Raw genomic sequence first — 15,530 nt, forward strand, 5'->3', positions numbered from 1 at the left:
AGCCGGTTCAGGCGCTGGCGCCCTCGGCGACCAGCGCCTCCACCTCTGCCCTTCCCGCCCGTTGCATGGGACGTCCGTCCACCGGACTGCGGGGTGGATGGTGCCGGTCCCGGCCAGTAAACACCGCCAGTTTTACCGGCGTATCCCCGGCCATGAAGTGGTGCACCGGCACGAACTCGTATTCATCATCAAACCGAAGGCGCTTTTCCTCGGTATCGAAGGGGATATCGTGATCCATCAGGAAAAACACGACATCCTCCGGTGTCTCCGCGAAGCAGTGGAGCTCGACCGCACTATCCAGACCCGCCGTACCATCCAGTACCTGCCCGACGAGACGGGGTCGGAATGCCGCGAAGAACTCCATGGCCTCCAGGGCCGCTCGACGCAGCGACTGGAGCGCCGACTGCTGACGATCGCCACCGAAGAGGCGCTGATAGTCCTGTAGCGCGGCCTGGATCTCGCGGTTCTGGGGCAGATTCGTCGTCCGGGGCGCATTGAGCTGGAGTGCCGCCTTGCGCTTGGCCTGGGAGAAATCCCGGATGCCCTCCACCGCCATGATGCGCGCCGCCTCCTGGACCAATCGCTCGCGCATCCGTGCGTCACGGCTTGCCTTTCCCCTTGCCATTGGAAAATGTCCCCCGTTCAGAAAATCGGTTGCTCGCTCGAGGCGCCGCCTCCGTCCACCCGACTGCTGTCCGCCGAGGCATTGCTACTGGGCAGATTGGCTTCCCGGAAGGTCTCAAAAATGGCACCCGGCGTATCCGCGCCGGCAAGCTCTCCACTCTCCGGGTCAATTCGCACCGTCACCAGCCCGTCCGGTCGCGGCCATTCCGACTCGGGCCGACTCTCCAGCGCCGCGCCCATGAAATCCGTCCAGATCGGCAAAGCGGCCCGGCCGCCCGTTTCATAACGGCCCAACGTCTGTAACTCGTCGAAGCCCACCCAGGCGGTCACCACCAGATCGCCGTTGAAACCCGAGAACCAGGCATCCCGCTGCTCGTTGGTGGTGCCGGTCTTGCCGCCCAGATCGCTCCGGCCCAAGGCGCGCGCGGCACGGGCTGTCCCCTCCTGAACCACGTTCTGCAGCATGGAGCGCATCAGCCAGGCGTTCTCGGCACTGATCGCCCGCTCGGCGGGCCGGGCCGCGGGGCGTCGGGGCCCCTCCGGGCCCGGTTCGGGCGGCTCAATGGCCTCGGCGGTCACGGCACGCGCCGGCCAGCTTTCGTAAACCACGATCCCATCGCCGTCCACGGCGCGCTCGATGTAGTAAGGGTTGACCCGGTATCCCCCGTTGGCAAACACGGCATAGGCCTGAGCGAGCTCCAGCGGCGTCACCTCCGCGGCGCCGAGCGCCAGGGACAGATTAGGTGCCAGACGGTCGGCGGGAATCCCGAACTGCTCGATGTGATCAATAGCGGTTCGCACGCCCACCTGGCGTAGCAGCCGGATGGACACCAGATTGCGGGAGTAGGTCAGGGCCTCGCGCAGCCGGGTCGGCCCGAAGATCCGTCCGCTGTAGTTCTCCGGCCGCCAGACATCCTCAAGCGAGGCATCCTCGAACACCACCGGGGCGTCGTTGACGAGGGTTGCAGGCGTAAAGCCATTGGCCAGCGCCGCGGAGTAGATCAGCGGCTTGAACGCCGATCCGGGCTGCCGGGCTGCCTGCGTAACCCGGTTGAACTTGCTCAGCGAGAAGTCATACCCCCCCACCAGCGCCTCGATGCGGCCATCATCCGGACTCAAAGCCACCAGGCCGGCCTGGGGCTCGGGCAGCTGTGCCAGCCGCCACTCCCCGTCACTGCGCCGGAGGTAGACCACATCGCCGGCCACCAGAATATCGGCCGCCTGCTCGGGCTGCGGCCCCATGGCGTTACGACCCAGCTGGGGACGGGCCCATTCGATGCCCTGCCAGCCCAGCTCCAGCGTTGAACCATCAGCGGTGACCAGCGTCGCGGAGCGCTCGTCAAGCGCCGTCACGACGGCGACCTCCAGATCGCCGGGCGTGTTGAAGTCGGACAGGCGTTCCGCCAGCACCGCGCGTTCACCCTCGAGCAGGGCGGGGTCGAGTTGCGTCAGCGGACCGCGGTATCCGTGCCGTTCATCGTAACCATGCAACCCTAGCCGCAACGCGTCACGCGCCTGATGCTGTCGTTCCGCCGAAATGGTCGTGTAGATCTCGTAGCCGCTCGTGTAGGCGGCCTCGGCACCATACCGCGCCACCGCCCAGGACCGTGCCATCTCGGCGATGAAGGGGGCGTTCACACTGCGACGCCGACGATGACGCTCCGCGGTAATCGGAGCGGCCATGGCCTGTTCATAACTGGCCTTATCGATGAAGCCGCTATCGAGCATGCGTCCGAGTACATAGGCTCGCCGCTGCAGTGCGCGCTCGGGGTCGGCCAGCGGGTTCCAGGCGGAGGGTGCCTTGGGTAGACCGGCAATCATCGCCTGCTGGGCCAGGGTGAGTTCCTGCAGGGGCCGGCCGTAGTAGACCTCAGCCGCGGCCGCTACGCCGTAGGCACGCTGGCCGAGATAAATCTTGTTGAGATAGAGCTCGAGAATCTTGTCCTTCTCGAACTGGCGCTCGATACGCAGGGCGAGGAGGATTTCCCGGAGTTTACGCAGATAGGTCCGCTCGGAACTGAGAAAGAGGTTCCGTGCCAGCTGCATGGTGATGGTGCTGCCACCCGGCCCCTTTTCGCCAGTGCGAACCAGGTACCAGACCGCCCTCGCAAGGCCTTGATAATCTACTCCCGGATGCTGACGGAAGCGCTGATCCTCAGCGGCGATAAAGGCCTGCTGCAGACTGGCGGGCACCGCCGAGAGGGTCACCGGAGTACGCCGCATCTCGCCGAATTCATCGATCAACTCGCCATCGGTCGTGTAGACCCGAAGCGGGACCTGCAGCTCGACGTTGCGAACGGCCTCGACGCTCGGCAGACCGGGGGCGAGCACGATGTAGGAGACGACCAGTCCGCCGACGGCAAGGAGGCCAAGCGCCGCGAGGCCGGCTAATGTCTGCAGGGAGCGCCTGATGATGCGTGACATGAAACCCCATAAGTGCAGGGACGCTGTCCTTACCGAGTATAGCACCGGGCGACGGGAGTTCCGCATGCGACGAAATTCGGACTTCTGACGCCATGTTCGGTCCGATAAGACGAGACCGGACGATACTGGGCGTCGACATCGGAACCACCGCCATCAAGGTGGCCGCCGTGCATTTCCGGGAAATGACACCCAATCTCAGCGGGTTTGCCATCGAGACCCGCCCGGCCGGCGCTGAGGCCTCGAGCGAGCTGATCCGCAGGGCGGTCGCTGCCAGTGCCCCGCATGGACGCATCGCCGCCACCGCCGTTCCGGCCGAGGCGGCCATCACCCGGGTGATTGAGCTTCCCCACGGCCTTGATGAGAATGCGTTGCGCGCCCGCGTCTGCCTCGATATCGAGGACTCCCTCAGACAGCCCTGCGATGGAGTCGCCCACGATTTTCGAACATTAGACGACGGCGAGAGCGGGGATAAACAATCGGTACTCGTGGTCGCGACACGCCGCGACGAGCTGCAGACCCGCCGGCAATTGCTTGAGGCCAGTGGACTGCGTTGCCGGCTGATTGATATCGATACCCATGCCCTGACCAGGGCAGCCCTGGCAGATGCCCGACTCCGCCCGCCGGACGCCAGCCACCCGACGGCGTTGCTCGACCTCGGCAGCCGTCTTCGCCTGACGGTGTTCGAGGGCCGGCGGATCCTCTATCAGCAGGACCATGGCATCAAAGCCGACGCCGGCACCGGTGAACGCCTGCAGGTCATCGAGCGCGCCTTCGCGGTGCATCACGGCAGCCAGGAATCGCGGATGCCGGCTGCCATCGCCCTCGCCGGAGGCGGCTCGGACCAGCAACTTGCCGAGACCCTCAGCGAGCAGTTCGACATCCCGGCCTACTGCGTTGACCCGCGTCCGGCAGTCGGTGTCGATGGAACGCTCGGCAATGACAGGCTCACCGCCCGGCTGCCCCGTCTGCTGACCGCCATCGGCCTTGCGCTGCATGCCGGAGATCGCAATGCCCATTGGCGTTAACCTGCTGCCCTGGCGTACCGAGCGCGACCGGCGCGAACGACGCCGGATGGGGTTGGCGATGCCGACCGCTACCTTGATCGGCCTGGGCATCATGCTGACCGCCGCCGTGATCGCGCAGGAAATGCGCCAGGAACTGCTGGACGCCAACAGGCAGGTGCGCCATCAGATCAAAGCGCTGGCAGACCGGCGGGCTGCCACTGAGCAGCTGGAGCGGACCCACAAGGTTCTGAGCCAGCGCATGACGGCCATGGAAGCGCTCCTGGAAGGCCGGACCCGAGCCCTTGATGAACTTGCGGGTCTGACCAAGGCACTGCCCACAGACGTGCGTCTCGTGCGCATTGAGCGTGGTGCGGAGCGCATGGTGATCGAGGGTGTTGCCCCCCAGGCCGCCTCGGTCTCAGCGCTGGTCACGGCACTTCGGGCGTCACCGCGGTTTCCGGACCTGCGATTCGAGCGCCTCGGCACCCGCGCTGCGCAGGGCGGGCACGGCGACCGTTTCCGCATCGTCGTTCGCAATGCGGTTGAGCGAACCGCGGAGGAACGCCGCGCACAGGGGGCGATGCAGTGAACGGTGGGGCATGGCGAGGTATCACCCTCATGCTGCTGGTGGGCCTGATCGCCGGATGGTTCGCGATCCTTCAACCCGCAATGAGCGAACGACAGGGGGCAGAGAATGAGGCGGAACGGCTTGCATCCCGCCTCGCGGCCCATCGCGCCGCGGCGGCGCGACACGATGAATGGCGTGATCAGGTAGAGCGTCTCAACCGGCAAATCCATGCGCACCCGATGCGACTGCCCCCTGAAGCCGATCTCTCCGGGCTGCTGGACCATATTGCCGGCGTTGCCACGGCCAGCGGCACGCGACTGATCGGCGTGGAGCCGGCGAGCCCGATCACCACAGCGGATTATCGGCAGCGCACGCTGACGGTGCGCCTCGAAGGGGACTGGAACGGGCTGGTCAGCTTGCTGACAAGGCTTGGCCATGAGACTCGGGCCGTTACGATGAACCGCTTGACCCTGGCGCGCCAAAACTCCGACGCCGAGGGTCTGCCACTGACACTCACGTTGACCATCACCGGTTACTGGCAGACCGGTGACGCCGACTCCCCGGCGACCGGAACCCATCCGATGGGCTGGGTGGCATCCGATCCAGTCACCGCCAACGATCAGCTCGCGGCCCTCGACCGCAATCCGTTCCGATCCGGAGCCGTCACGCCGGGCAGCGCGGCTTACGGATTGAGCTACCTCGGCCGAATCGAGGTCGGCGACCGGGTCTGGGCGCTGCTCCGCGACGCCGACGGCACCATCCACTCCCGTCTGACCGGCGCCATCCTCCCTGGCGGCGGAAGGCTCGAGCGGGTGACGCCGGCCGCCATCATCGTGCACCACCCCAGCGGCGATGAAGACCAGGGCAAGTCGGTCGTCCGGCAGCGGATTGCACTCGATAACTCAGGAGGATGATCATGCCGGCGGTCACCAACCGGTTGCGCCACCGCATCGCTGCCCTGATTCTGATGCTGGGCGCCATGGCAGCCCACGCGGCAGCGGATCCGCCGGCACCCGTGCGTCTGGATATCCGCGACATGACGCTGCCCGAGGTCATGAACCAGGTCCGGGCCGTGACCGGAGAAAACCCTTCCGTCCTGCAGAACGACGGCCAGTCGGACCGGCCACTTCCGGCCGACACCGATGAGCCCGGCTTGCTGCCCACGGTCTTCCTGCCGGTGAAATACGCCACGGCAGCGGACCTGGCCGACCTGATCCAGGCGCCCCGGGTCCGCGTGGACAGTCGTACCAATACACTGATCGTGGGCGGCACCCAAAGCGATCTGGAACGCGCCCGCGCGCTGGTGGAGCGGCTGGATGTGCCGGTACGCCAGGTGCTGATCGAGGCTCGACTCGTCATTGCCAGCGAGGACTTCAGCGATGAGATCGGTGTTCAATTCCGTGCCTCACGGCGCAATCAGGCCGGTGACAGTGTGATCATCAGCGGCGGCACCCTCGACGAGGAAGGCCTGATGGTCGATCTGCCGGTGGGCAACGCGGCGGGCTCGGCGGGCCTCGCCATCGGCAAGGTCGGCAGCTATCTGCTGCAGCTAGAACTCTCGGCCATGGAGAGTGAGAACCGCGGCGAGATCATCTCCAGCCCGCGGGTCGTCACCGCCAGCAACCAGCAGGCCGAAATCAAGCAGGGTGTGCAGATTCCTTTCGAGCAGGCGACCTCCAGTGGCGCCACCAGCATCGCCTTTCGCGATGCGGTGCTTGGCCTGACGGTCACGCCGCAGATCACGCCGGATGACCAGATTCAACTCGCTCTGGCGGTCAATCAGGACAGCCGCGGCGAGGAAACGCCTGAGGGCCCCGCCATCAACACTCAGTCCGTGCGCACTCATGTTCTGGTCGCCGACGGCGAGACCGTTGTGCTGGGCGGGGTCTTCGAGCAGACCCGACGCAATGGCGTGCGTCGGGTTCCCTTGCTCTCCGATCTGCCGGTGGTGGGCGGGCTTTTCGAGCGCCGCATGCGGGTCGATGACCGCAGCGAGTTGCTGATCTTCGTCACACCCCGCATTCTCGAGGCCCCGACGGCAATAACAAACACGGTAGAATCCGGCGGATGACAACCATTGACCGCGTCTTTCTCATCGGTCCGATGGGGGCCGGCAAGAGCACCATCGGCCGACGCCTTGCCGAGCGGCTTGGCCTTGCCTTCGTCGACCTCGACACCGCCATCGAGACCCGGACTGGCGTCGACATTCCGCGGATCTTCGACATCGAGGGAGAAGCCGGTTTCCGCCGCCGGGAGGCGGAGCTGCTGGATGAACTCACCCTACGCCATGACCTCGTCCTGGCCACCGGAGGCGGTGCCGTGCTCGACGAAGCGAATCGTCAGCACCTGGGACAGCGCGGACTGGTCGTCTACCTGCGTGCCGACGTCGCAACCCAGCTGGCCCGCACCCGAAACAGCCAGCGGCCACTCCTGCAGGGCGAGGACCCGGAAGGCCGACTACGATCCATTCTCGAGACCCGGGCCCCGATCTACGAATCCCTTGCCGATATCGCCATCGATACGGAAGATGGCATGCCCGATCGCATTGCAGAGCGCGTGGCGCACCAAATTCTCAATCCGGGGGTCATCCCATGAAACATGATCGGCGTCTGGTCGAGGTGGCCCTCGGCAATCGCAGCTACCCCATCCATATCGGCCGAGGGCTGCTGCAGGATGCCGCGCTGATACGCGAGAGCGTACCGGCCCGGCAGGTCATGATCATCAGCAACGAAACCGTCGCCCCCCTCTACCTCGCCGCCCTCAAGACGGCGCTGGGAGAGCGCCGCATCACGGCCGTGTCGCTGCCGGATGGCGAGCAGGAAAAATGCCTGGAATCGATGCTGCCGGTCTTCGACGAAATGCTGGTCAATGGCTTCGGCCGTGACTGTCAGGTGGTCGCCCTGGGTGGTGGCGTGATCGGGGATCTGGCCGGCTTCGTGGCGGCCACCTACCAGCGCGGTGTGAATTTCGTGCAGATTCCCACCACGCTGCTGGCGATGGTCGACTCGTCGGTGGGCGGCAAGACCGGCGTCAACCATCCGCGGGGCAAGAACATGATCGGCGCGTTCCATCAACCCCGGGCGGTCATCGCCGATCTTGAGGTACTCGGGACACTACCGGACCGCGAGCTGCGTGCAGGCATGGCGGAAGTCGTCAAATATGCCCTGCTCGGTGACCGCGAATTCCTCGACTGGCTGGACGGGCATGTCGATGCGGCCCTGGCCCGTGAACCGGACGCCCTCGCCTTCATCGTCGAGCGCTGCTGCCGGAACAAGGCGGCCATCGTCGCCGCGGACGAGCGCGAGGCGGGTCAGCGCGCCCTGCTCAACCTCGGTCATACCTTCGGCCATGCCATCGAGGCCGCCCGGGGCTATGGCGACTGGCTCCATGGCGAAGCCATTGCCGCCGGCATGTGCATGGCCGCTTGCCTGTCGGCCCGCCAGGGCTGGATCAGTCGGGAAGAGCGGGACCGGGCCGTGGATCTGATCGGCCGGGTCGGCCTGCCGACCTCTCCTCCAACCGACCTGGGCGCGGAGCGCTTCCGTGAGTTCATGGCGCGGGACAAGAAAAACCGGGATGGCGAACTGCGACTGGTGCTCCTGCGCGGGTTGGGTGATGCCGTGGTGACAGCGGACTATGACGAGGCCGCATTGACCGCAACATTGGAGGGCGAGGCGGATGACTGAGGTTCCGGTCGATCCGCCGGGCCTGGCGCACTATGCCTCTCGACCCTCGGCCAGTCGCGGTCGACGGCACGCCGATGATCGGCCCGACCTGCGTAACGCCTTTCAGCGAGACCGCGACCGGATCATTCACAGTTCTGCGTTCCGGCGGCTCGAGTACAAGACGCAGGTGTTCGTCAATCACGAAGGCGATCTGTTCCGCACCCGCCTGACCCATAGCCTCGAGGTGGCTCAGATCGCCCGCACCATCGCCCGTGCGCTGGGCCTCAACGAGGATCTCACCGAAGCGATCGCCCTCGCCCACGACCTAGGCCATACCCCTTTCGGCCATGCGGGCCAGGAGGCCCTGAACACCTGCATGTCCGAATATGGCGGCTTCGAGCACAATCTGCAGTCGCTGCGCGTCGTCGACGTGCTCGAGGGCCGTTACCCGGACTTCGATGGACTCAATCTCACCTTCGAGACGCGCGAAGGGCTGGTCAAGCGCTGCCCGCTGGAGCAGGCGGAACGCCTGGGTGAGATCGGAAAACGTTTTCTCGAAGGGACCCAGCCCTCGCTGGAGGCCCAGCTCACGAATATCGCCGATGAAATCGCCTACAACAGCCACGACGTCGACGATGGGCTGCGGGCCGGCCTCCTTGAGCTCAATGCCTTGCGCGAGGTCCAGTGGATCGACTGGCTGTACACCGATATCCAGGCCAAGCACCCGGGGCTGAGTGGACGACGGCTCGTCTACCGTATCGTCCGCGAGCTGATCGCCGGTCAGGTCAATGATCTGCTGGCAGTGAGCCGCGACCGGATCGGCGATGCCGATCCGGACGGGCCCGAGGCGGTGCGGACCCTTGAGCGTCCACTCATCGCATTCAGCCCGCAGATGCAGCAGCGCCATCGGGATCTCAAGGGTTATCTGCTCGAGCACCTCTACCGTCACTATCGCGTACACCGCATGACCACGAAGGCCGCCCACGTGATCGAGTCGCTCTTCGAGATCTTCATGGGCGATGTCCGGCTACTGCCGCCGCAGTTCCGTCAGGCCGCGGAAGAGCGGGCCCGGCGGGATGGTGAGCGTGGCCGGGCGCGGGCCGTGGCCGACTACATCGCCGGCATGACCGATCGTTTCGCCATCGACGAACATGAACGCCTGACGACACCGAAAAGGCTCACCTGAAGTTGCCGGAAAAAGGCCTGCGCGCTATATTGTCAGCCCATTTGCCCAGTGAAACGGGAGCGGACAGAGGCCAGACGGTCCGGCCCCGGGATCCCCGCAGCACCGAGGAGAGCACGCCGCCCGCAAGGTGGCGAGCACTCGGCGCGGCCCGCTCCCCGCAAACAATGGAGAGGCAGTTCGCGTGAGGCAACTACCCTTTAACGCCCCGACGCTTTACCGGCCAGAGTTTGAACGTGACAACTGCGGCTTCGGCCTCATTGCACACATGGATGGCCAACCGAGTCACTGGCTGCTGGAAACGGCCATCTCGGCACTCGCCCGTTTAACCCATCGCGGCGCCGTGGCGGCCGATGGCAAGAGCGGAGATGGTTGCGGACTCCTCATCAAGCCGCCGGTGGCCTTCCTGCGGCGCGCCGCGGATGCCGAGGGCGTCGAGCTCGCAGAGCATTTCGCGGCCGGCTGCGTCTTTCTATCCGAGGATGAATACATCGCCGGCCACACCCGGTCGGTGCTCGAGGAAGCCCTGGCGCACTACGAGGTGCCGGCGGCCGGCTGGCGGGAGGTTCCCGTGGACACCAGCGCATGCGGCGAGCAGGCGCTGGCGACGTTGCCGGCGATCGCCCAGGTCTTCGTCAATGCCCCGACGGGCATGGACGAGCCGGAGTTCGAGCGGCGGCTTTTCATGGCCCGGCGGCGGGCTGAAAAGGCGCTGGACGGCCATGATGAGGACTTCTATATCCCCAGCCTGTCGGGCCGCGTGCTGTCCTACAAGGGGCTGGTGATGCCGGAGAACCTGCCGGTCTTCTACAAGGATCTGCAGGATCCGACGCTGGAGACGTCGCTGGCGGTCTTCCATCAGCGCTTCTCCACCAACACGCTGCCGCAGTGGCGGCTGGCACAGCCGTTCCGGTATCTCGCCCACAACGGCGAGATCAACACCATCCAGGGCAACCGCAACTGGGCCCTGGCGAGGGCGTACCGTTTCAACACGCCCCTGCTGCCCGACATCGAGGCCATCCAGCCGCTGGTCAACCTCACCGGGTCCGACTCCTCCAGCCTCGACAACATGCTGGATGTGCTCATCACCGGCGGCATGGACATCTTCCGCGCGCTGCGGCTGCTGATCCCGCCGGCCTGGCAGAACGTTGAGACGATGGATGCGGACCTGCGGGCGTTCTACGAATTCCACTCCCAGCACATCGAGCCCTGGGATGGGCCGGCGGGCATCGTGCTCACCGATGGCCGGCATGCCGCCTGCGCGCTTGATCGCAACGGCCTGCGGCCGGCGCGCTGGGTGATCACGAAGGACCGGCATATCACACTGGCCTCGGAAGTGGGCGTCTGGGACTACGACCCCGCCGACGTGGTCCAGAAAGGCCGCCTGCGACCGGGCGAAATGCTGGCCGCCGACACCGAGACCGGCGAGCTCCTGCTGCCGGAGACCATCGACGAGCGTCTCAAGAATCGGGCCCCCTACAAGCGCTGGCTGGCCGAGCACTCCCGGGATGTGCCGTCACGCCTGAAGGCGGGTGCGGCGCGCGAGCCCATGGATCCGCACAGGCTGGACGTCTACCAGAAACAGTTCGGCGTGACTTTCGAAGAGCGCGACATCGTCACCCGGGCGCTGGCTCAGGGCGGCCAGGAAGCCGTGGGCTCCATGGGGGACGACACCCCCATGCCCGTGCTCTCGAAGCAGGTCCGCCCGCTCTACGACAACTTCCGCCAGCAGTTCGCCCAGGTCACGAACCCGGCCATCGACCCGCTCCGTGAGCAGATCGTGATGTCGCTGGAGACCGTATTCGGACCGGAGAAGAACCTGTTCGAGGAGGTCGAGGATCACGCCAGGCGCCTTGTGCTGGACTCCCCCATCCTCTCTGATGGCAAGTTCCTTGGTCTGCTCGACGAGCATGAGGACGCGGAACGGGTCCATCGCATCGACCTGAGCTACCCGGCCGACGGCGATCTGCGCGCTGCTGTCGAGGCCATCCGCGAGGAGGCCGCCAATGCCGTGCGCAACGGCGCCAGCCTGCTGGTGCTCTCCGATCGAGCGCTCAGCCGCGAGCGGATCCCGGTGCATGCCCTACTGGCCACCGGCGCGGTGCACCACCACCTGGTCCGCACGGGTCTGCGCTGCGACACCAACCTGGTGATCGAAACGGGCACGGCCCGCAACAGCCACGAATGCGCCGTTCTGATCGGTTATGGCGCCACCGCGGTCTATCCCTATCTGGCCTACGACGTCGTCCAGGACCAGCTGCGCACCGGTGAGATCAAGGGCGCCGAGCTGGCGGATCTGCTGCGGAACTACCGCAAGGGCCTGAACAAGGGGCTCTACAAGATCCTCTCCAAGATGGGCATTTCCACGATCACCAGCTATCGCGGGGCCCAGCTGTTCGAGATCGTCGGCATGAGTGATGATGTGGTGGATCTGTGCTTCAACGGCACGACATCCCGCATCCAGGGCGCAGACTTCGCCGACCTCGAGGAAGACCAGCGCACCCTGCACGAGAATGCCTGGCGCCGCAGTCAGGCGCTGACCCAGGGCGGCCTGCTCAAGTATGTCCATGGGGGTGAGTACCACGCCTACAACCCCGACGTGGTGGCGGCGCTCCAGGAGGCGGCCTATAGCGGCGATTACGAGCGCTACAAGGTCTACGCCGAAACAGTCAACACCCGGCCGGTGGCAGCGCTTCGCGATCTGCTGTGCGTCCGTGAGACCGAAGCCATTCCGCTGGACGAGGTCGAGCCGCTGGAGAACATCCTCAAGCGCTTCGACTCCGCCGGCATGTCACTGGGCGCGCTCTCGCCGGAGGCGCACGAGGCGCTGTCCATCGCCATGAACCGCCTCGGCGGCCGCTCCAACTCCGGCGAAGGCGGCGAGGACGCGCATCGCTTCGGCAACGAGCGCATGTCCAAGATCAAGCAGGTCGCATCGGGCCGGTTCGGTGTCACACCGCATTACCTGCGCAACGCCGAGGTCCTGCAGATCAAGGTCGCTCAGGGGGCCAAGCCCGGTGAGGGCGGGCAGCTGCCCGGCCACAAGGTCAATGAGATGATTGCCCGGCTGCGCTACTCCAAGCCCGGGGTCGCGTTGATCTCGCCGCCGCCGCACCACGACATCTACTCCATTGAGGATCTGGCGCAGCTCATCTACGACCTCAAGCAGGTCAACCCCGAGGCGCTGGTCTCGGTGAAGCTGGTTGCCGAACCCGGTGTCGGTACCGTGGCGGCCGGCGTGGCCAAGGCCTATGCCGATCTCATCACCATTTCCGGTTACGACGGCGGCACGGGTGCCAGCCCGCTGACTTCGGTGAAGTATGCCGGTACCCCCTGGGAGCTCGGGCTGACCGAGACCCACCAGACGCTGCGTGCCAACGATCTGCGCGACAAGATCCGGCTGCAGACCGACGGCGGCCTGAAGACCGGGCTGGACGTCATCAAGGCGGCCATCCTGGGTGCCGAGAGCTTCGGCTTCGGCACCGCACCGATGGTGGCGATGGGGTGCAAGTACCTGCGTGTCTGCCATCTCAACAACTGTCCCACCGGTGTCGCGACACAGGAGAAGGTGCTTCGCATGAAGCATTTCATCGGCACGCCCGAGCGGGTGGCGAACTTCTTCACCTTCGTCGCGATGGAAACGCGCGAATGGCTGGCGAGGCTGGGCGTGCGTTCCCTGGAGGAGCTCATCGGTCGGCTCGATCTGCTCGAGCAGCGTGAACCCGAAACCGCCCGTCAGGCCAAGCTCGATCTGAGTCCGATCCTCTCCGATGGCGGACTGGACACGTCACTGCCCACACACTGCATGACGCCGAGCAACGTTCCCTTCGATCGGGGCGAGCTGGCTGAGCGCATGGTGGCCGATGCCCTCCCCACCATCGAGGCGGCCACGGGGGGAGACTTCGAGTACTCGGTCCGCAATGACGACCGCTCCATCGGCGCTCGCCTCTCCGGCGAGATCGCCCTGCGCCACGGCAACCTGGGCATGAGCGGCTCGCCGCTGCGGCTGCACCTGAAGGGCAGCGCCGGACAGAGCTTCGGCGTATGGAACGCCGGCGGCCTGGAGATGTTCCTGCACGGCGATGCCAACGACTACGTGGGCAAGGGAATGGCCGGCGGCAAGCTGGTGATCCGGCCGCCGCAGGAGAGTCAATTCGCGAGTCATGAGACCACCATCATCGGCAACACATGCCTCTATGGCGCTACCGGCGGCAAACTGTTTGCCGCCGGCCTGGCCGGGGAACGATTTGCCGTGCGCAATTCCGGCGCGCATGCGGTCGTGGAGGGCGTGGGCGACCACGGTTGCGAGTACATGACCGACGGCGTCGTCTGCGTCCTCGGCTCCACCGGGCTGAACTTCGGTGCCGGTATGACCGGCGGAATCGCCTTCGTACTGGATATGGAGAACCAGTTCGTCGATCGCTACAACCACGAGCTCATCGACATCCGGCGCATCCAGACCGAGCCGATGACAGCGCACCGCGAATTCCTTCGCGAGACGATTGCCGAGTTCGTCGACGAGACCGGCTCCCGCTGGGGTCAGGAGATCCTCGATAACTTCCGCGATTACGTCGGCTGCTTCTGGCTCGTGAAGCCACGGGCCGCCGATATCAATGAGGTACTGAGCACGCTGCGCCAGGCAGCTTGAGCACGTTATGGGTAACTACTTCCAGTTCATTGACGTCCCCCGCCAGGACACCGAAAAAGAGCCGGCGCGGGCACGGGTCCAGAAGTTCACCGAAATCTACGGCGACTTCAGCAGCGAGCATGCAGCGGCCCAGGCGGACCGCTGCGTGGAGTGCGGCAATCCCTACTGCGAGTGGAAATGCCCGGTCCATAATTACATCCCCAACTGGCTCAAGCTGATCGCTGAGGGCAACCTCTTCGAGGCCGCCGAGCTCTCCCACAAGACCAACAGCCTGCCGGAGGTCTGCGGTCGCGTCTGTCCGCAGGATCGGCTGTGCGAGGGGGCCTGTACGCTCAACGACGGTTTCGGTGCGGTCACCATCGGTTCGGTGGAGAAATACATCACCGACGAGGCCTTCAAACAGGGCTGGCGACCGGACATGTCCGGCGTCGTGCCGACCGGGCGACGGGTCGCGGTTGTGGGCGCCGGGCCAGCGGGCCTCGGAGCCGCCGATATCCTGGTGCGCAACGGGGTCGAGGCAGTGGTCTTCGACCGCTACCCGGAGATCGGTGGTCTGCTGACCTTCGGCATCCCGCCATTCAAGCTTGAAAAAGAGATCATCGCCAAGCGCCGCGAGATCATGGAATACATGGGCGTGGAGTTCCGACTTGGCGTGAATATCGGCACCGATATCACCTACGAGGAGCTGGAGCGCGACTTTGATGCCGTTTTCCTGGGCATGGGGACCTACACGACCATGCGCGGCGGCTTCCCCGGCGAGGACATGGATGGCGTCTACGAGGCCCTCCCCTATCTGGTCTCCAACATCAATCGCCTGATGGGCTTCGAGAGGGATCCAGCCGATTACGTCGACATGGCCGACCAGCGCGTCGTAGTGCTGGGTGGTGGCGACACGGCCATGGATTGCAACCGCACTGCCCTGAGACAGGGCGCGGCCAGCGTGACCTGTGCCTATCGGCGCGACGAGCAGAACATGCCCGGCTCACGGCGCGAGGTTTACAACGCCCGCGAAGAAGGTGTCGATTTCCGCTTCAACCGCCAGCCGGTGGAGATTGTCGGCGATGGTCGGGTGGAAGGCGTCAAGGTAGTAGAAACCCGCCTGGGTGCGCCGGATGAGCGGGGCCGACGCCGGCCCGAGGCGGTCCCCGGCAGCGAGGAGATCATCCCCGCCGACCGGGTTGTCATGGCCTTCGGCTTCCGTCCGGATCCCCCCGAGTGGTTCGACGAGCATGGCATCGCTGTCGATGAGCGGGAGCGCGTCAAGGTCAAGAAGGGCGGCAAGCACCCCTTCCAGACCGACAACCCCAACGTCTTCGCCGGGGGCGACATGGTGCGCGGCTCCGACCTGGTGGTCACCGCCGTCTGGGAAGGCCGCGAGGCCGCCAAGGGTATGCTCGCCTACATGGGCGTATAG

The 15,530-nt window shown here is 65.7% G+C and carries 11 protein-coding genes; 9 read left to right on the forward strand and 2 right to left on the reverse strand.

From position 1 onward, the window contains the following. Nucleotides 1-7 precede the first annotated feature (7 nt). Both V6X30_RS07185 and V6X30_RS07190 read right to left on the reverse strand, forming a co-directional pair. Nucleotides 8-625, reverse strand: a complete 618-nt coding sequence (locus tag V6X30_RS07185; protein ID WP_367983939.1) for a hypothetical protein — start codon at nucleotides 623-625, stop codon at nucleotides 8-10. A 17-nt stretch (nucleotides 626-642) separates the two neighbouring features. After that, entirely contained in the window at nucleotides 643-3,048 is a 2,406-nt protein-coding gene (locus tag V6X30_RS07190) for a penicillin-binding protein 1A (protein ID WP_367983940.1), read from the reverse strand. Between the two features lie 92 nt (nucleotides 3,049-3,140). Here V6X30_RS07190 and pilM point away from each other — a divergent pair, with 92 nt between their 5' ends. The 9 genes from pilM (at nucleotide 3,141) to V6X30_RS07235 (ending at nucleotide 15,530) form a co-directional block, all read left to right on the forward strand. Further along, a complete protein-coding gene (gene pilM, locus V6X30_RS07195; protein ID WP_367983941.1) occupies nucleotides 3,141-4,073 on the forward strand; it encodes a type IV pilus biogenesis protein PilM in 933 nt (310 codons plus the stop codon). After that, a complete protein-coding gene (locus tag V6X30_RS07200) occupies nucleotides 4,057-4,641 on the forward strand; it encodes a PilN domain-containing protein (RefSeq protein ID WP_367983942.1) in 585 nt (194 codons plus the stop codon). Before pilM ends, V6X30_RS07200 begins: the two co-directional genes overlap by 17 nt. Then, a complete protein-coding gene (locus V6X30_RS07205; protein WP_367983943.1) occupies nucleotides 4,638-5,534 on the forward strand; it encodes a type IV pilus inner membrane component PilO in 897 nt (298 codons plus the stop codon). The genes V6X30_RS07200 and V6X30_RS07205 overlap by 4 nt, the downstream gene beginning before the upstream one ends. A 2-nt stretch (nucleotides 5,535-5,536) precedes the next feature. Then, entirely contained in the window at nucleotides 5,537-6,691 is a 1,155-nt protein-coding gene (gene pilQ / locus V6X30_RS07210; protein WP_367983944.1) for a type IV pilus secretin PilQ, read from the forward strand. After that, nucleotides 6,688-7,215: a shikimate kinase gene (locus V6X30_RS07215; RefSeq protein WP_367983945.1), complete on the forward strand. Its 528-nt coding sequence runs from the start codon at nucleotides 6,688-6,690 to the stop codon at nucleotides 7,213-7,215. Before pilQ ends, V6X30_RS07215 begins: the two co-directional genes overlap by 4 nt. Continuing rightward, on the forward strand, nucleotides 7,212-8,306 hold the full coding sequence (gene aroB / locus V6X30_RS07220; protein WP_367983946.1) for a 3-dehydroquinate synthase: 1,095 nt from the start codon (nucleotides 7,212-7,214) through the stop codon (nucleotides 8,304-8,306). Before V6X30_RS07215 ends, aroB begins: the two co-directional genes overlap by 4 nt. Continuing rightward, entirely contained in the window at nucleotides 8,299-9,471 is a 1,173-nt protein-coding gene (locus tag V6X30_RS07225; protein ID WP_367983947.1) for a deoxyguanosinetriphosphate triphosphohydrolase, read from the forward strand. Before aroB ends, V6X30_RS07225 begins: the two co-directional genes overlap by 8 nt. Before the next feature lie 181 nt (nucleotides 9,472-9,652). Next, nucleotides 9,653-14,116 carry a glutamate synthase large subunit gene (gene gltB / locus V6X30_RS07230; protein WP_367983948.1) on the forward strand — a complete coding sequence of 1,488 codons (4,464 nt, stop codon included), beginning with the start codon at nucleotides 9,653-9,655 and terminating at the stop codon, nucleotides 14,114-14,116. A gap of 7 nt (nucleotides 14,117-14,123) precedes the next feature. After that, on the forward strand, nucleotides 14,124-15,530 hold the full coding sequence (locus tag V6X30_RS07235) for an FAD-dependent oxidoreductase (RefSeq protein WP_367983949.1): 1,407 nt from the start codon (nucleotides 14,124-14,126) through the stop codon (nucleotides 15,528-15,530).

Origin of the sequence: Spiribacter sp. 1M189 (assembly GCF_040838345.1) — a bacterium.
GTDB classification, from domain to species: Bacteria; Pseudomonadota; Gammaproteobacteria; order Nitrococcales; family Nitrococcaceae; genus Spiribacter; species Spiribacter insolitus.